This is a genomic window from Stenotrophomonas sp. NY11291 (assembly GCF_023277365.1).
GTDB classification, from domain to species: Bacteria; Pseudomonadota; Gammaproteobacteria; order Xanthomonadales; family Xanthomonadaceae; genus Stenotrophomonas; species Stenotrophomonas geniculata.
Genome location: NZ_CP096975.1, coordinates 989,668 through 1,004,560 on the forward strand (window position 1 = coordinate 989,668; position 14,893 = coordinate 1,004,560).

General features: G+C 65.0%; 23 protein-coding genes. 2 read left to right on the forward strand and 21 right to left on the reverse strand.

All coding sequences use genetic code 11. The features are described from left to right. Positions 1–5: 5 nt before the first annotated feature. From M1L61_RS04560 to M1L61_RS04655, 21 genes are all read right to left on the reverse strand, one after another. Positions 6–212, reverse strand: coding sequence for a hypothetical protein (locus tag M1L61_RS04560; protein WP_005412408.1), 207 nt, complete (start codon positions 210–212; stop codon positions 6–8). Then, the gene (locus tag M1L61_RS04565; RefSeq protein ID WP_004154583.1) at positions 200–1,033 is read right to left on the reverse strand and encodes a hypothetical protein; all 834 of its coding nucleotides are present in this window, start codon (positions 1,031–1,033) and stop codon (positions 200–202) included. The genes M1L61_RS04560 and M1L61_RS04565 overlap by 13 nt, the downstream gene beginning before the upstream one ends. After that, positions 1,030–1,179: a hypothetical protein gene (locus tag M1L61_RS04570; protein ID WP_005412410.1), complete on the reverse strand. Its 150-nt coding sequence runs from the start codon at positions 1,177–1,179 to the stop codon at positions 1,030–1,032. The genes M1L61_RS04565 and M1L61_RS04570 overlap by 4 nt, the downstream gene beginning before the upstream one ends. Further along, positions 1,176–1,487, reverse strand: coding sequence for a hypothetical protein (locus M1L61_RS04575; protein ID WP_005412411.1), 312 nt, complete (start codon positions 1,485–1,487; stop codon positions 1,176–1,178). Before M1L61_RS04575 ends, M1L61_RS04570 begins: the two co-directional genes overlap by 4 nt. Further along, positions 1,484–1,732, reverse strand: a complete 249-nt coding sequence (locus M1L61_RS04580) for a hypothetical protein (RefSeq protein WP_005412412.1) — start codon at positions 1,730–1,732, stop codon at positions 1,484–1,486. Before M1L61_RS04580 ends, M1L61_RS04575 begins: the two co-directional genes overlap by 4 nt. After that, positions 1,729–1,854: a hypothetical protein gene (locus M1L61_RS23110; RefSeq protein WP_005412413.1), complete on the reverse strand. Its 126-nt coding sequence runs from the start codon at positions 1,852–1,854 to the stop codon at positions 1,729–1,731. The genes M1L61_RS04580 and M1L61_RS23110 overlap by 4 nt, the downstream gene beginning before the upstream one ends. 28 nt (positions 1,855–1,882) lie before the next feature. Continuing rightward, positions 1,883–2,248 carry a hypothetical protein gene (locus M1L61_RS04585; protein ID WP_005412414.1) on the reverse strand — a complete coding sequence of 122 codons (366 nt, stop codon included), beginning with the start codon at positions 2,246–2,248 and terminating at the stop codon, positions 1,883–1,885. Then, entirely contained in the window at positions 2,245–2,583 is a 339-nt protein-coding gene (locus M1L61_RS04590; RefSeq protein WP_050483582.1) for a hypothetical protein, read from the reverse strand. Before M1L61_RS04590 ends, M1L61_RS04585 begins: the two co-directional genes overlap by 4 nt. Then, entirely contained in the window at positions 2,565–4,439 is a 1,875-nt protein-coding gene (locus M1L61_RS04595; protein ID WP_049417451.1) for a DNA polymerase, read from the reverse strand. The genes M1L61_RS04590 and M1L61_RS04595 overlap by 19 nt, the downstream gene beginning before the upstream one ends. Positions 4,440–4,451: 12 nt before the next feature. Then, positions 4,452–5,102: a hypothetical protein gene (locus tag M1L61_RS04600; protein WP_005412416.1), complete on the reverse strand. Its 651-nt coding sequence runs from the start codon at positions 5,100–5,102 to the stop codon at positions 4,452–4,454. Between the two features lie 10 nt (positions 5,103–5,112). Beyond that, on the reverse strand, positions 5,113–5,361 hold the full coding sequence (locus M1L61_RS04605; protein ID WP_005412417.1) for a hypothetical protein: 249 nt from the start codon (positions 5,359–5,361) through the stop codon (positions 5,113–5,115). 165 nt (positions 5,362–5,526) lie between these two features. After that, positions 5,527–6,993 (reverse strand): toprim domain-containing protein, encoded by a 1,467-nt coding sequence (locus M1L61_RS04610; RefSeq protein WP_005412418.1) that lies wholly within the window; start codon positions 6,991–6,993, stop codon positions 5,527–5,529. Between the two features lie 151 nt (positions 6,994–7,144). After that, positions 7,145–7,324 (reverse strand): hypothetical protein, encoded by a 180-nt coding sequence (locus M1L61_RS04615; RefSeq protein WP_004154591.1) that lies wholly within the window; start codon positions 7,322–7,324, stop codon positions 7,145–7,147. Next, a complete protein-coding gene (locus M1L61_RS04620; RefSeq protein ID WP_004154592.1) occupies positions 7,321–7,707 on the reverse strand; it encodes a helix-turn-helix domain-containing protein in 387 nt (128 codons plus the stop codon). The genes M1L61_RS04615 and M1L61_RS04620 overlap by 4 nt, the downstream gene beginning before the upstream one ends. An 11-nt stretch (positions 7,708–7,718) precedes the next feature. Further along, positions 7,719–8,081 (reverse strand): N-acetylmuramoyl-L-alanine amidase, encoded by a 363-nt coding sequence (locus M1L61_RS04625; RefSeq protein WP_248854382.1) that lies wholly within the window; start codon positions 8,079–8,081, stop codon positions 7,719–7,721. Beyond that, positions 8,082–8,519, reverse strand: a complete 438-nt coding sequence (locus M1L61_RS04630) for a RusA family crossover junction endodeoxyribonuclease (protein WP_157178715.1) — start codon at positions 8,517–8,519, stop codon at positions 8,082–8,084. Continuing rightward, the gene (locus M1L61_RS04635; protein ID WP_004154595.1) at positions 8,503–9,168 is read right to left on the reverse strand and encodes a hypothetical protein; all 666 of its coding nucleotides are present in this window, start codon (positions 9,166–9,168) and stop codon (positions 8,503–8,505) included. Before M1L61_RS04635 ends, M1L61_RS04630 begins: the two co-directional genes overlap by 17 nt. Continuing rightward, the gene (locus tag M1L61_RS04640) at positions 9,168–9,326 is read right to left on the reverse strand and encodes a hypothetical protein (RefSeq protein ID WP_154267700.1); all 159 of its coding nucleotides are present in this window, start codon (positions 9,324–9,326) and stop codon (positions 9,168–9,170) included. Before M1L61_RS04640 ends, M1L61_RS04635 begins: the two co-directional genes overlap by 1 nt. After that, positions 9,326–9,610: a hypothetical protein gene (locus tag M1L61_RS04645; RefSeq protein WP_005412421.1), complete on the reverse strand. Its 285-nt coding sequence runs from the start codon at positions 9,608–9,610 to the stop codon at positions 9,326–9,328. Before M1L61_RS04645 ends, M1L61_RS04640 begins: the two co-directional genes overlap by 1 nt. Continuing rightward, on the reverse strand, positions 9,603–9,746 hold the full coding sequence (locus M1L61_RS04650; RefSeq protein ID WP_005412422.1) for a hypothetical protein: 144 nt from the start codon (positions 9,744–9,746) through the stop codon (positions 9,603–9,605). Before M1L61_RS04650 ends, M1L61_RS04645 begins: the two co-directional genes overlap by 8 nt. Positions 9,747–9,790: 44 nt before the next feature. Then, the gene (locus M1L61_RS04655; protein WP_005412423.1) at positions 9,791–12,226 is read right to left on the reverse strand and encodes a DNA-directed RNA polymerase; all 2,436 of its coding nucleotides are present in this window, start codon (positions 12,224–12,226) and stop codon (positions 9,791–9,793) included. A gap of 562 nt (positions 12,227–12,788) precedes the next feature. Between M1L61_RS04655 and tig the strand changes: the two genes are divergently transcribed. After that, a complete protein-coding gene (gene tig, locus M1L61_RS04660) occupies positions 12,789–14,084 on the forward strand; it encodes a trigger factor (RefSeq protein ID WP_010483893.1) in 1,296 nt (431 codons plus the stop codon). Between the two features lie 77 nt (positions 14,085–14,161). Continuing rightward, positions 14,162–14,788 (forward strand): ATP-dependent Clp endopeptidase proteolytic subunit ClpP, encoded by a 627-nt coding sequence (clpP, locus tag M1L61_RS04665; protein ID WP_004146318.1) that lies wholly within the window; start codon positions 14,162–14,164, stop codon positions 14,786–14,788. Positions 14,789–14,893: the final 105 nt, after the last annotated feature.

The following is a 14,893-nucleotide window of genomic DNA, read 5'->3' on the forward strand; positions in this document are numbered from 1 at the left end:
TGTCGTCAGGCGAAACACCGGGCGATCAGCCAAGCCGCGCCAGCAACGCCGACAGCGGCCGGCCACAGCTTGACGCTGCCAGCCGAGCGGTACAGGGTGCGTTCGAGGGTGTTGAGGCTGCGCCACCACAGCCAGGCAGCGCCGTAGGCGACGAAGGCGAACAGCACGGCCAGCACGGCGACGATGGTGATGAACAGGATCAGGGTTTCCACAGCTTCACTTCCTTGGTCTTGGGGTTGTAGTCGCCGTAGCGCAGGATTCGCGCGAGGCGTGCTTGGCGGATCGCATCGTGCTTCGACAGCGGCTCGGTGCCGCCGCGGGGGATGCGGGTGGTGTAGGTGGTGACGACGGTGTTCCACAGCGCGCCGAGGTGCTCCTCGACGGACGCATCGCGGTACGCCTCGTGGATGGGCATGAGCAGCTCGTCCGCGCCCTTGTGGCCGATGCCGGGGAAGCCGGGGTAGTTATCCACCTGGTCGCCCGTGAGCACCTGCTTCATCCAGAACAGGTCAGCGTCGTGAGCCGAGATCGGCCGGACGCCCACGTCGGGACGGTTGGGGTTGTAGAGACGGATGCCGGGGATCGTCTGCATGTCCTTGTCGATGGACACGACGATGCGGCTGCCTGGCGCGCGCTTCGGATTCGGGTGCGAGGCCAGCAGCCCCAGCACGTCGTCACCTTCCAGGTTCTCGATCTCCACGATCTTGTCGCCGAACTCGTCGTAGACGAACTCGTCGAGCACGTACCACAGGGCAGGCTTGTCCTTGCTGGCACGGTTGAGCTTGTAGGTTGGGTCGATGTCCTTGCGGAAGTTGTGCTTCTTGCAGGACAGGGCCAGCAGGTAATCACGCGCGCCGAACTTCTCGACGATCTCGTCGATGTAGTCCTCCAGCTTCGCCTTCGCGCGCTCGGGCTGGATCGCTTCGACCTTGTTGCCGTCGCCGTTCCAGTCGATGTTCGCGGTGTTCGAGAACGCGAGCTGGTAGCGCAGCACATCGGCGTCGATCAGTAGCAGGGGGCCGCGCTTGTTCATGCGTCCACCCACTGCCATCCCAGGAACGCCAGCGCGAACCAGCGGTGCAGCCAGTTCGGACGCTCCCGGACCTGCACGAAGAAGTTGCCGCCAATGACCCAGGAACCGGCCGCCTGCGGTGGCCGATAGGTGACGTAGGAAGTCATGGCCGCTTCTCCGGGTAGCGCTCATACCACGCCTGTAGCTCGGCGGCGTAGCGCTTCATTCCGGCCTGGTACTCCGGGCCGTCGCCGAGCGGGTACTCGTGCTCGTCGCACACGAAGTCGGTGGTCGGGATGGTGTACGGAATCTGCGTGCAGGAGTTCCCCGTACACATCGACTGCCACATGATGATGTAGGAGTTCTCGCTGTGCCCTTTCAGGCACGAGCCATAGTCCGCACTCGGCGGCCAGGGCTTCATATCGCACGCAGCGAGGCCAGCACACAGCGCCAGGATCAGGAGAGCGCGCTTCATACCATGCTCTCGTGTACGGCGACCCAGCACTTCTCGCTAACGCGGCGGATGAAGTAGGTCGCGGTGCTCCACTCCACGGGGCGCAGCATGCGCTCGGTGCAGCACGGGCACTTGGCGTTGTAGGCATGAACCTCGGGCTGGTGTTCGAGCACAGCCACGCGGTAGGTGGTACACGGATCGATCACGCGGACATCGCCGTCAGCGGGGCCGCCAATGAAATGCACGCGAAGCCGGTTCTCGTTCATCGGTTCGATTCCTTGAGGACTTCCAGGGCGCTCGCCTTGTCGGCGTTGCAACGCTGGAGGCCGTCCTCGGCGTTGCCGCCGAAGCGGTAGAGGTCGTAGGTGGTGGTGGTCGGGTCAGCCATCACGGCGTCGAGTGAGGAGTGCGTGCCCTCAATGACGGTCGGCTGGAGGAACTGCTCCGGCACGACTTTCGAGGTGTGCGCGGCGCAGCTCGTCAGGAATGCGGCGAGACAGGTAATCGCCAGTTTCCGGGTCAGCATTTGCTGCAATCTCCACAGAGCGGTTGGTGGTGGCGCGGGCGTTCCGCAGCGCTGCATCGAAGGCAGAGCGGCGCACGGCTTCGCGGTTGAGGGTCTCGACGGTCTGCTTGAGGTCGGCCAGTTCCTTTGCCGACTCCTCCAGCTCCGTCACGCGCTGGGCCATTGCGGTGTACTTCCAGGCTGCGAAGCCGCCTGCCGCGAGCGCGGCAACGACCAGCAGCGCCGCGAGGGCGCGCAGGATGTTGGTTGGGTTCATCGGTTCTCTTGGACGTAACAGGCGACTCGCAGAAGCTCCGAGGGAGTCGCGTCGGACTTGATCTGATTCGCGCGTGCGGAGATCACGCGCACGTTGCCCCGGACGTAGCCGAGGTCAGGTTCGATGCGGTCGAGCGTGGGTGAGTTGGGGCCTTGGGCCTTGCGCCCGACAGCGCGGTACAGCGGGATGCCCAGTGCCGGGCAGAAGTCGGGGACCACGATGTCGTCCGACGTGAGGTCGAACGGCAGTCCCTTCCTAGCTGCCCGGCGTTTCGCTTGGCGCACCAGGGCGAGTGCAATGTCCCGCTTGCCGCGGGTCAGTGCGTCTCGGCCCAATTCCTTCCGATCTTGAACTCGCCATCGAGCGGACAGCGGAAGCCGAAGTAATCGCCAGCCTTGCGGATGGCAGCCTGGGCGGTCTTGCCCACGAACTCGGCCTTGTCCTCGTCCACTTCGATTTGCCACTCGTCATGGACGTTGGCGAGGAACTCGTAGTGGACGCCCGGCACCAACCCTGCGGCTTGCAGGTCGGCGTCGAGGATCACCAGGGCTTTCTTCATCACCAGCGCACCGGCCGACTGGAGCAGGGTATTGAGCGCGGCGTGGTCGCTGCGGATGTGCAGCTTCCGGCCGTCGAGACCGATCAGGTATCCCTTCTCGGCCGCGCGCTTCTTGACCCCGCGTACCAGCTTCTCCAGCGCAGGCAGCCCGGCCAGGAACTTCGAGCGGAGCTTCGCCCCGGCCTGGCGACCCTTGCCAACGATGGAGCCGAGCTTCGCGTCGCCTGCCCCATAGAGGAAGGCGTAGATGAAGGTCTTGGCGTTGTCGCGGGTTGGCAGTCCTGCCGCCGATTGGTTGACGGAGTGGATGTCGCCTTCGAGGATGACCTTGGCGTACTCGCCGCCGTCGTGCTTTGCCATGAAGTGCGCCAGGCAGCGCAGCTCCAATCCCGAGGCGTCCGCGCCGACCTGGAGCTTCCCTGTTGGGACGCAGAACAACGAGCGGCACTCGAATCCGTAGCCGCCTTCCTGGCCCTTGAGGATTCCCTTCTCCTTCGAGTGCTGGACCTTCGGCACCTGAGCGATGTTCGGCTTCGAGTGCGTCATGCGGCCGGTCACCGCTGCGTTCTGATTCACGCTGCCGTGGATGCGGCCGTCCTTCTTGATGGCCTTGAGCCACGCCTCGTCGCCTTCGGCGAGCTGGCCGAGGCGCTTGTTGACGATGAAGTGCTCCAGCAGGAGCGGGATGATCGGGAACTTGAGCGCGCCCAGGACTTCTTCGTCGATCTTCGGCTGGCCCTTCTCGGTGAACTCCTGGGGCTGCCAGCCGTACATTGCAGTCAAGCGGTCAGCAATGTGCTGGCGGCTTGCCGGGTTGAACACCACGTCCTTGTAGGTCGTGACCTCCACGCCCTTGACGTAACCGCGGCGCTTGTCGTCGCGCTTCGGTACGAACTTGCGCTTCACCACCTTCCACGGCGGAATGACCTTGCGCAGCTCGGCCTCCAGCGCAGTGCGCCGGGACACGAGGATGCACTCCAGCTCACGCGCCTTCTCCTGATCGAACAGGTAGCCGTAGCGCTGCTGACGCGAGAGGATCGGCGCGACGGCCTGCTCCAGCTCGATGGCCTCGGTAGGGAGGCCCTTGCTCATCAGCAACGCGAACAGCGCTTGCGTGACCGCAACGTCCTGGTCGCAGTAGTCGTCCATTTCCTGAGACCACTGTGCCCAGGGATCGAGGCCGCGTGCGGCCATCTGCGCCGCGTAGTCGCCTTTCCAGCGACCGAGGCGGTAGCCCCACGCTTCGAGGGCGTGGCGGCCGATCAGCTTGCCCGGCAACACCGGGTTCGCTCCCTGCTTCTTGCGGGCCTTGAAGTCGCGGTCCTTGAGGTCCGGGTAGACCAGCGTGGACATCAGCAACGTGTCGAAGTACGCCTGGACCTTGAAGTCCGGGAACACCTTGGCGATAGCCGGAATGTCGAATCCGGCGATGTTGTGGCCGACAACGCGCTTGGCCTTCTTGAGCCTCTCGACGGCCTGACGGACTGTCATTTCGCCCGTGCCGTGATCGTTGGCGGACAGGATGGGACCGCGCGGTGCGCCGGTCTCATCTACCTCTTGGAGGGAAATGCAGTGGATCGTGTCAAGTTCGTCGAGGAGGCCATTGGTCTCGCAGTCGAATACGAGGATCAACGGCGGTCCTCCTTACGGGTAGCCGTGGTTGGTTACGGGGATTGCGCGGACGCGGCGGCGGGCGCGGAGGATGTACTCCGGCTCGGGGGCCTTCGGCGGCGTGTGGACGCCCTGCGGCGCGTGGCCGGGGAAGTCGTCGTCCTCGAACAGTTCGTCCTGCTCGGGCTGGTCGGGATGCAGCGTGTAGCCGTAATCCTCGACGTAGTGCGTGATGCGGCGGATGGTGCGCTCGGTGCCGTTGTTGTTCAGCACGAACAGCAGCTTCTCCGATGCGTCGGCAACCGCGCCTTCGAGGGATACGACCACCACCTCGTCGGTGCTGGGTTCGTAGATGGCGACGTGGGCGCAGCACCGCAGATCGAACCGGGCGCAGTGCTCGTGCGGCGTACCGAACTCGAAGCCGATCAGGCTCACGAGGTGACCCTCGGGCGAGCGGAAGTTGCGGATGCCGTTCGGAGCGGCCTCGCTGGTCCAGTCGTTACGGCCGCTCAGGTACGCGGCCACGTAGGTGTAGCTCGCCAGTGACACGAAGAAGCAGTCGATGTCCTTGATTTCGGTCCCGTCGTAGAACGCGCGCAGGCTTCCGCCACCCAGGATCACCAGGTGGCGGACTTCGGCCGGCAACACGTCGAACAGGGACCGAGCGTGTTGCTCGGCAGTCATGGTTGGTCCCTTAGCGGATCAGGTTGGTGAAGCGCTCGGCGACGCGCAGGGCGCGCTCGGCTTCTTCCTCGTGCTCGTCGGCCTGCGAGTGCAGGACATCGGCCTTGTCGCGCAGCGTCGATGCGGTGGCGATGCGGTCGGCGCTGATCTTGAACAGCTTGTCCACCTGGCCCTCCAGCACCTTCACCACGTCGGTCACGGTGTCCTTGCGGAACGGAGCGGTCAGCAGGTCGATTGCGATGGCGACGATCTCTTTCATTGGGGTAGTTCCTCGGCTTTGATGTGGATGACCACGCGCCGCCCAGGCTTGCCGTACATGACACGGCAGGCTTGGTCGGAGCGCGGGAGTTGGTAGGGGAGAACGAGGCTCTCAGCGAAGGAGAGCGGCGCATCAGCTGGGATGAAGCCGACGACCGAGCGGCCGTCAGTAGTCGGAGGTGGATACATCGGATGACTCGTCGGCGAAGTCGCCGTATTCGCCCGGAGCATCTGCATTGAGCAGGCGGCCGGATGCGTGGTCGTAGCTGTAGTAGAGAACCTGGCCGTTCGACTGGCCGGTGAAGCGATCCTTTAGGACGCGGAAGGTCGTGCAGTTGCGCTCGGCCTCGTTCTCGGCCTGCGTGTTGCGCTCCAGGCCGAACGCGAAGTGCGTCCAGAAGCCAATCGCGCGGCTGCCCTTGAAGTGGCGGAGCATCACGCGCCCGCCTTCCTCGTGTGGCTTGCCTTCCGGCGTGGCGAGGTGCGAGACCAGGTAGATGCAGATGAGGTGGCGCTGCGCGAACTGCGCGATCTTCGCCATCGTGTCCTCCAGCATCTTCCGCTCGTCCTCGGCACCGGCCGCAAACGACGTGAGGTTGTCGAGGACGATGTGCTTGACGCCCTCGGCGACGACCATGTGGGCCATCTTGGCTTCGATCACGTCCCACTCGGACGAGCCGAAGTGGTCGTAGATGAACACCTGGCCCTTGTCGAGAATCTCGAACGCGGCTTCCAGCTCCTCCTGCGTCCAGCTCCCATCGGGGACGTGGAAGCGGCGGCCAGCAACCTTGCCTGCCATGCGCTTCGCCGTCTCGACCGGCTGCTGCTCCAGGAAGAACAGGCCAACGCGGTCGCCGGTTTCCTGCGCGATGAAGGCTGCTTCCTCCATCAGCCAGTCGGTCTTGCCGATGCCGGTGCCCGCGCCGAAGGTGTAGACCTCGCCGTACCGCTTGCCGTAGGTCAGCGCGGTGAGGCGCGGGTCGTGCCAAGGCATGCCCATCGAGACCGGCTTGAGTGCCTTCTCCTTGAGGGAGCCGAACGTCACCACTCCATCGGGGCGCTTGGTCTGCGCTTCGTAGATGGCGCGGGTGATCGCCTCGGCATCGCCACGCTGGAGCAGCTCGTTCGGGTCTTTCGCCGGGAGCTGTGCGATCTTGGCCTTGCCGGGAGTCAGCAGCAGCGCCACTTCCTGCGCGGCGGCTTGGCCCGGTTCGTCCATGTCGAACATGAGCACAACCTCGTCGAAGCCGTTGACCCACTCCAGCTCGCGCTTGATGGACTTGGCCGCGCCTTGCGCTCCGTTCGGAACGGACACCACCGGCCAGCGGAGGCCGAGTGCCTGCGCCACGGAGAGCGCGTCGATCTCGCCTTCGGTGATGACGAGGCGTCGCCCCGGTTCGTAGAGGTGCTGGCCGAACAGCCCGCACGCCTTCGAGTCGCCGATGAATGAGAACTTCTTGTCGGGGTAGCGGAGCTTCTGCGCGACGATGCCGCCATCGCGCTTGTAGTTGGCGATCTGCACGGTCTTGCCGTGCTTGTCCTTGCCGATCCAGTAGCCGTACTTACGGCATGCTTCCTCAGTGATACCGCGCTTCGCCAGGGCTTGCGGTTCACCCTTCGCAAAGTCGCTCATGGTTTTCCTGCTGGTGGGTTGAGAGACCTCCTCGCCTTCGGCTGGCTCGTAGTGACCGCAGCCGAAGCAGTAGCCGTGCCCGTCGCTGTAGCGCGCAAGGTTGTCCTTGCTGCCGCAGTTCGGGCACGGCTCTTTGTGGAGGTATTCGGAGTCAGCGCTTTGCACGCTCCACGGACCACATGCGCTTGCGGTAGGAAATGCCGAGGCGACGATTCAGCGCACCCTTGACGGTGCGGCCCAGGCCGCGGAACGGCTTGTCGGCGCGCGCCCATGCGCGCTCGAAAGCCAGGCGCATCGCGGACGGAATGACGGTGGTAGCGGTGTTGGTCATGCGTTCTTCTCCAGCAGGAACTTGGTGAATGCGGCGACTTCTTCGGTCGCATCGTTGGCGTCGAGGCCCAGCTCGTCGGTGCAGTAGTTGCGATACAGCTGGAGCAGCGCATCGACGCGGTACTGCTTCGGAGCGCGGCGCGCTTCCAGGAGCGGAGCCTTGCTGCGGCGCTGACGGCGCGACAGGCGATAGCGCGTGTACCGCTGCCCCGAGGCGTCCTCGCAGGTCTGCGTTTCGATCTCGAAGCCAGCAGCGCGCAGCTCATCGACGCGCGAGGCGAGGCGGCGGATGCGGTAGACGCCTTCGGCCTGCCACGAGGTCAGGTGCGAGTGGCGACGCAGGTGATCCAGGACGACCTGGGTTTGCGGGGGCAGCGGTTTCACGTTGGGTTCTCCTATCGAGGGAAGTCAGGTGCCCACACGACGGGCTTGCCGTAGGCGGCGAGCAGGCGTCGCAGCGCGGCGTGTTGGGCTTCGGTGAAGTTGTCCTCGGGCTGCATGGCGTCGTTGACGCCGCCCAGGAGGCAGACTTGGTATGCGGATTGGTTGTGCTTACCGGCGAGAGCGCCGGGCTGATTCAGCGGGCGACCGTCGTAGATCGAGCCGTCACGTTCGATGACGAAGTGGACGGCGATCTTCGAGTAGCCCTGCGAGCGGTGCAGGCGTGCGAGTTCTTCGCCGGTCGTGACCTGCTCGGGGCGGGTCATGCTGGCGAGGGCGAACAGCGCCTCTACCGATTCCAGAGGTTTGAGGCGCACTTAGAGTTTGTAGAGGTGGACTTCGGTGCGTGGTTCTTCGTCCGGCTGCGCCCAGCGCTTACCGGAGAGCAGCCACATGACTTGCTTGTCGTCGGCCCAATAGCCGGTGGCTTTGGTCACAACGTCCATCGGCCCCTTGGCGAGGTTGTCCACGTCGCCCTTGGGAAACGCGGCCTTCGAGGTCTTGGCACGTTTGCATACCGCGATGATGACCACTAAAACCGGATCGGTCGGCGACAGGTCCAGATCACCGGCTGGCAGATGCTTCTCTGCGGCTTCCTTCCAGGTCTTGTAGGTCTTGCCGTAGTAGACGCCCCAGCGCGAAACCTTCGGGCGCGAGGCGGGCACCGGGTCAAACGGGAACGTGAGGGAGGCCAAATGCTTGGCCCCCCTCGCGGTGTTCACGATGACCGACAGCGGATCAGTAGTCGCCGTCATCGCCCTCGTCGTCGGAGTCGCTGTCGTCGTCCGAGTCGTCATCGCTGTCGCTGAACGGCGCGCTGTCGGCGGCCTCGTAGCCGTCCTCCTCGCCGAAGCCGTAGTCCTTGGCGTTGCGCTGGCCGAACTCGACCAGCTCGATCACCTGGACGGCGACCATGTAGCAGGTCAGGTAGAACTTCTTGGCCGATTCGACGAACGAGCCGCCGATCTCGTAGGAGACCTTGAGTTCGCTGCCGCCGCCGATCTGCGGCGGGTTGTCGATCTTCTTGCCGCGGGCGTCGAAGATGTCCGGGCGCATGGTGAACTTCTTGCCGGTGCGCTTGCTGACGCCGCTGGCCTTCATCTTGAACTTCACCAGCACGCGGCCGGTGTCATCGCCGTTCTCGTCGGTTTCTTCGGTGAACACCGGGGCCACTTCGGCACCCTTCTTCTTCTTCGGGTTCTCGCTCAGGAACTCCTGGAACAGCTCGTCGCGCCGGGTTTCCAGCTTCTTCGCCAGCGCCTTGAAGTCCTTGTCGTTCGGGTCGAACGCCAGGCTCACGGTGTATTCGCCTTCCGGCTTGAACTTGGTGTCCGGTTCGTTCAGGCGCGGCCACACGGCGGTGCCCTTGGGGGAGACGAATCGTTCGCGCTTCTTGGTTGCCATCAGTTGTCGGTCTCGTAGTTGGTCGGGAGATAGATGCCCGCGCGCCACAGGTCAGCGGCGGCGGTCAACGGGGTGTCGGCGGAAATGCCGAAGGCTTCGTCGATGTCGAAGCCGATGAGCGCCTCGTCGATGAAGGCGTCGGTGATCGGGTCACGCATCACGGGTAGTGCGGTTTCAGCTCGCGCTCCGCGTAGCGGCGCACGGCGTTGAGGGTGTTGACCTGCCGGTAGCGGCAGTCCTGCTCCATGCGCGAGACGACCCGCAGCACTTCCATCGGATCGAGGCCGAGCACTTCGCAGAAGTTCTTGAAGGCGCACGCCAAGCCGATCACCTGATCGGCCGGGTGGCCGAGGGACTGCACGCTGTCGATCACTACGAAAGCGCCGCGTGCGGCGCTCTCGGCAGAACGTGAGTGCAGTCCGTCGATGACGCGATCACGCACCTGCGTGCAGCTCCGTCATGCGGTGCTTGAACTCCTCGACCGTGCCGTGTTCGGCCGGGTTGTAGATGCCGAGGACCACACCGAAGTGGTCCTGGGCAACGTAGGTGTTCAGTGCGTGCTGGTAGTTGATGCTCATGTTGATGTTCTCGCTTGGGGTATCAATTGCCAAAGGGGGATGGACTAGGCAAAGAAATAGCGCGACTCCAGCACCAGGCTGAGGTCCAGGTCGCCATGCGGCGGGAGGGGTGGGAGTTTCTCTGCCGCTTCTGGCGGGAGCTGCTCGACGAGTTGCTGTCGGAAGTCGGCCAGTACGTCGCCGCTGTATTGATCGACGAACGCCTGCCGGAGTGCGGCGGCGAGGATTGCTGCCTGGCCCGCGTGCGTACCGTAGGAGTCGTGGATCATGGCGAACGACTCGATGCCGTTCTCTGCCGCGAGGCAGGTGGTCAGCATCATGTGGCTGGCGTCGCAGGAGTGGACGAAGTTCGGACTGATCCCGAGGGTCTGCCTGCGACGGTCGAGCTTAGTACCGCCGATGTTGACCACTAAATTCACCTCGCGGCCTCCGACGTGCGGCCGGATGCGGACGCCTTCCTCCTCGCGGTACTCCTGGAGGACCGGGAAGCCAGCGGGGGTCGTCCAGCTCACCGGCAGGTCGGCCGACGAGGCGACCTTGGAGGCGTCACGCAGCCAGTCCATCGCCGCGCGGGCTGCGATCACGACCTCGCCGATGCACTCCCACAGCAGGGTCGCCAGGTACTCGGCGGTCTCCCAATCGTCCTCCATGCCCAGCTTCTTGAACTTGGAGAGCACCTGGGCGCGCATGCCCGACTTCGTGACGCCGTAGGGCAGCGTCATCACCGGCTGCTTCACGATGTCGCGGGTGAGCTGGCCGTCCAGCTTGATCGCCAGCGGGTCGCCGCTCTCGGCACGGGCGCGCAGCTTCTCCTGGGCCACGTCTTTCACGCGCGAATAGATGTCGGCGGGCTTCGGCTGCGGGATCAGGTTGGTGGCTGCACCGCCCACGGAGTCGCGGAGCATGGCCGAGAAGTTCTGGAGGCCGTTACAGGAGCCGTCGAGCGCGATGGGCAGATGGGAGACGTGATCGCGGCCGTTGAGGCTGTAGCCGAGCCACTCGAAGCACGCTGCCAGCGCGCAGAACGGGCTGTCGGCGTCCATCCAGAAGCGTTGGCCGTCCAGCGGATCGAGGGCGCTGTCGAGAATCTGCTCCTCGTGCTCGCGCACCCAGGCCACGCGCTCCTCGAACGACACCTTGTCCACGCCGAAGCAGTTGGCGACGTGGATGGCGAGCCAGTAGGCACCGTCCTCGCCGAGCGGCACGCCTTGGGCGAACGTCAGCAGGCCCTTGGCCGCATCATCACCCTGCGGGGTCAGCGTCGGGGGCAGGGGGTAGCACCGGCCGCGGAAGTCGAGGTTGTGAGGGAAGTAGATCGCGGGGTACTCGGCGAACTTCTCCGCCAAGGCGATCTTCTGCGCGGCGGCGAGGCGGGTGGACACGCTGCGCGCGTTGGCCTCGTAGACCTTGGCGCGGTCGCGCTTCCATTCCTTGAACTCGTCGGCGTGGTGCTCCTTGAAGTAGTCCGGGTCGGTCTCCAGCAGGGCAGGGCGGCTCGGCAGGTCCATCAGTTCACGCTCCGGCAGCCCGGCGACACCGCCGCCTGCGTTCCACAGCTCGCGCATGACCTCTAGGACGGGCACGTTCACCTTCCAGGCGGTTGCCTGGATGGCGTTGAGGGCCTGGTAGACGTTGGGCATATCGACCAGCGCCAGCTCGCGCTTGTAGGCGCGGTTGCGGGTACGCACGAGGTCAGCCCGGCCGCCGATGTCGGTCAGGTAGCCGCCGTCGCGGGGCGTGGTCCACGGACGGGGCGGGACGACCATCGGCATCAGCACCGGCTGGTACAGGGCGGCGCTGTCGTGGGCCTTGGTCAGCCAGTCGAGCACCTTCTGATTCCCGGCGATGAGCAGGTGGCGCTTGCCGCGCTCGGCGACGGTGACCAGCTCGACCAGCCCGGTCGCCTCGACGAACAGCTCGATGAGCTTCATGCCCACCAGCAGCGCGTCCTTGTCGGACAGGTAGAGGCGCTTGTCGTCCTCGGGGGCGAACTCGGCGTCGGCGATGACGTGCCGCATGACGGCGGTGGAGTGCCGGGCCGAGGTGGACTTCTTGAGCTGCTCCTGGACGACCCGGTACAGGCCGGGGTGCTTCTCGCGGAGCAGGGAGAAGTTGATCTCGTTGGCGACCTCGTGGCCCAGGGTGATCGCCACGGACACCGCCTTGCGGTGATCGGCGACCAGCGCGTTGACGCAGGTGAAGCTGGTCAGATAGGCGAGGGCGTGGGGGTTCAGGTGGCGGATGAATTTGAGGGCGGCGTGGCGCTTGCCCGGCTTGCCGGTGTCGGCTTCGGCCACGAACGCCATGATCGCGGCGGCGGTGGCGTCGATGCTCTCCATGACCAGCTTGCGGCCGGGGCCGGTCTCGGCCTCCTGGCGCTGCTCCCTGATCTTCTCGTAGCGGGCAATGCCCAGGCTGGTGCTTTCCTTCTCCAGTTCGAGCTGGGCGGCGTGCAGGTCGTTCTCTTGCCAAGTCGTCATCGTTTGCCCTCGGGGGATGCAAAAGTCAAAACGGGAGGACCGCACCGGGGGCTGCCCGGTACGGTCCTGAGTGGTTCGGTTGTTGGTCCTGGGTGGACCTATGTGGAACTGTAGTAGTCCTCGGTGGTGAACAGCAATGAGTAGTTCTGAATGGTTGTCCTAGGAGGAGGTCCGCCGAAGATGACCACTTTATTCGGCGTCACCTGGTGTCACCTGTCGCGGCACCCGGCGTCACCTATATGTCACCCGAAGCGTCACCTGATAGACTGGAACGCTGTAAGTAGTTGAGTGGTCAGCACTAATCGGCAGGGGCTTCGGGATTTAGGTTCCAGTGCCGCAAGGCGTGGGGGTTCGAGTCCCCCCTTTCGCACCAGTGCCGGCCTGTCCCCGCCCTGATCGGGCCATCGACGCCCACTTGACCGGCACGCGCTGGCAGTGCAGGCCGAATTGGGCGAAACTAAAGGGCTGCGGCAAGCAGGCGCGTCCCAGACGTCGTGTCCTTACAACCGTTTCATCCCAATCATCGAGCCGGGGGCGTGGGCCACCGGTGGCAGGAGTCAACATGCAAGCTTCGATCGAATCCACCGGCAACCTGGAACGCCGCCTGAGCTTCTCGCTGCCGGAAGAGCGTCTGCAGAGCCACATCGTCGGCCGCCTGGGCGAAATCGCCCGTACCACCCGCATCAAGGGTTTCCGTCCGGGCAAGGTGCCGGCCAAGGTGATCGAGCAGCGCTTCGGCGCGCAGGTCCGTGGTGAGGCGCTGGACGGCCTGCTGCGCGAAACCTTCGACGCGGCCGTGCGCGAGCACGACCTGCGCATCGTCGGCAGCCCGCGCATCGACAAGGGCGACGAGGGTGAGTTCTCCTTCGTGGCCACCGTGGAAGTGGTGCCGGACTTCGGCGACATCGACGTCAGCAAGCTGACCGTCGTGCGCCATACCGCCGAGATCACCGACGCCGACATCGACCAGATGATCGAGAACCTGCAGAACCAGCGTCGTACCTGGGCCCCGGTCAGCCGTGGCGCGCAGGACGGTGACCTGGTCGCGGTGGAAACCTGGTCGCAGGCCGGCGAAGAGCGCCTGCCGGCCGAAGGCACCGAGAAGGGTTCGATCGTGCTCGGCCAGGGCATGATGTTCGAGACCATCGAAAAGGGCCTGGTCGGCCTGGCCAAGGGTGAAGAGAAGACCCTGGACGTCGAGTTCCCGGCTGACTGGCGCGTGCCGGTGCTGGCCGGCAAGACCGTGCAGGTCACCGTCAAGGTTGCCGAAGTCTCCGAGCCGGTCGTGCCGGCGGTCGACGAAGCCTTCATCAAGAGCTTCGGCGTGAAGGGCGGCGACGTGGAGCAGTTCCGCAGCGACATCCGCGCCAACCTGGAGCGCGAGCTGAAGGGTGCCCTGATGAACCGCCTGCGCCGCGAGGTCGGCGAGCAGCTGATCGCCGCCTATTCCTCGGTGGAAATGCCGCCGCGCCTGGTCGAGAACGAAGCCCGCGCCATGCTGGCCCAGCAGGTCGAGCAGATCCGCCGCAACGGCCAGAACGTTGGCGAGATCCCGGCCGATGCCCACGAAGGCTTCAAGGAAGCGGCCGCCAAGCGCGTGCTGGTCGGCCTGCTGGTCGGTGAAGTGGCCCGCATCAACGACCTGCGCCTGGAAGCCAAGCGCCTGAACGAAACGATGCGTCTGATCGCTTCGACCTACGAAGAGCCGGAGCAGGTCATTGAGATGTACCGCAATGACCCCCAGCTGATGTCTGGCCTGCAGAACCGTGTGATGGAAGAGCAGGTGATCGACTGGATCGCCGAGCGTGCCCAGCACACCGAAGAGAAGCTGTCGTTCCAGGACGCGATCCGCCAGTAAGCCCGGGCGGATCACCGGATGCCCCGTGCCTTTGCCGGCGCGGGGTTGTTGCCCCCCCAAGATAGGTACCTCACGTAATGGACAACCGAACCAAAGCCCTGAACCTGGTTCCGATGGTGGTCGAGCAGACCAGCCGCGGCGAGCGTGCCTACGACATCTATTCGCGCCTGTTGAAGGAGCGCCTGATCTTCCTCGTGGGCCCGATCGACGATCACATGGCCAACGTGGTGGTGGCGCAGTTGCTGTTCCTGGAATCGGAGAACCCGGAAAAGGACATCAACATCTACATCAACTCGCCGGGTGGCGTGGTCACCGCCGGCATGGCGATCTACGACACCATGCAGTACATCAAGCCGAATGTGAGCACCACCTGCATCGGCCAGGCTGCCTCGATGGGCGCCCTGCTGCTGGCCGCGGGCGAAGCCGGCAAGCGCTATGCGCTGCCGAACTCGCGCGTGATGATCCACCAGCCGCTGGGTGGCTACCAGGGCCAGGCCACCGACATCGACATCCACGCGCGTGAGATCCTGACCCTGCGTTCGCGCCTGAACGAGGTGCTGGCCAAGCACACCGGCCAGTCGCTGGAGACGATCGCCCGCGACACCGAGCGCGACAACTTCAAGAGCGCCTTCGAGGCGCAGGCCTACGGTCTGGTCGACCAGGTCCTGGAGCGTCGTCCGGATGAGTCGATCCAGGCCGGCTGACCGGCCTTCACGGGGCCATGGAGGCCCCGTTCCTGCAGGGTCGGGCGGGACTGGTGTCCCCTCGGCCCTGTGCTATTCTCGAATCGAACCCCCGTTCAGCGGGTG

Coding starts and splice junctions, on each gene's coding strand:
- M1L61_RS04565 (WP_004154583.1), bottom strand. CDS start 1,033: ATGAACAAGCGCGGCCCCCTGCTACTGATCGACGCCGATGTGCTGCGC.
- M1L61_RS04570 (WP_005412410.1), bottom strand. CDS start 1,179: ATGACTTCCTACGTCACCTATCGGCCACCGCAGGCGGCCGGTTCCTGG.
- M1L61_RS04575 (WP_005412411.1), bottom strand. CDS start 1,487: ATGAAGCGCGCTCTCCTGATCCTGGCGCTGTGTGCTGGCCTCGCTGCG.
- M1L61_RS04580 (WP_005412412.1), bottom strand. CDS start 1,732: ATGAACGAGAACCGGCTTCGCGTGCATTTCATTGGCGGCCCCGCTGAC.
- M1L61_RS23110 (WP_005412413.1), bottom strand. CDS start 1,854: ATGGCTGACCCGACCACCACCACCTACGACCTCTACCGCTTCGGCGGC.
- M1L61_RS04585 (WP_005412414.1), bottom strand. CDS start 2,248: ATGAACCCAACCAACATCCTGCGCGCCCTCGCGGCGCTGCTGGTCGTT.
- M1L61_RS04600 (WP_005412416.1), bottom strand. CDS start 5,102: ATGACTGCCGAGCAACACGCTCGGTCCCTGTTCGACGTGTTGCCGGCC.
- M1L61_RS04605 (WP_005412417.1), bottom strand. CDS start 5,361: ATGAAAGAGATCGTCGCCATCGCAATCGACCTGCTGACCGCTCCGTTC.
- M1L61_RS04610 (WP_005412418.1), bottom strand. CDS start 6,993: ATGAGCGACTTTGCGAAGGGTGAACCGCAAGCCCTGGCGAAGCGCGGT.
- M1L61_RS04615 (WP_004154591.1), bottom strand. CDS start 7,324: ATGACCAACACCGCTACCACCGTCATTCCGTCCGCGATGCGCCTGGCT.
- M1L61_RS04630 (WP_157178715.1), bottom strand. CDS start 8,519: ATGACGGCGACTACTGATCCGCTGTCGGTCATCGTGAACACCGCGAGG.
- M1L61_RS04635 (WP_004154595.1), bottom strand. CDS start 9,168: ATGGCAACCAAGAAGCGCGAACGATTCGTCTCCCCCAAGGGCACCGCC.
- M1L61_RS04640 (WP_154267700.1), bottom strand. CDS start 9,326: ATGCGTGACCCGATCACCGACGCCTTCATCGACGAGGCGCTCATCGGC.
- M1L61_RS04650 (WP_005412422.1), bottom strand. CDS start 9,746: ATGAGCATCAACTACCAGCACGCACTGAACACCTACGTTGCCCAGGAC.
- M1L61_RS04655 (WP_005412423.1), bottom strand. CDS start 12,226: ATGACGACTTGGCAAGAGAACGACCTGCACGCCGCCCAGCTCGAACTG.
- tig (WP_010483893.1), top strand. CDS start 12,789: ATGCAAGCTTCGATCGAATCCACCGGCAACCTGGAACGCCGCCTGAGC.
- clpP (WP_004146318.1), top strand. CDS start 14,162: ATGGACAACCGAACCAAAGCCCTGAACCTGGTTCCGATGGTGGTCGAG.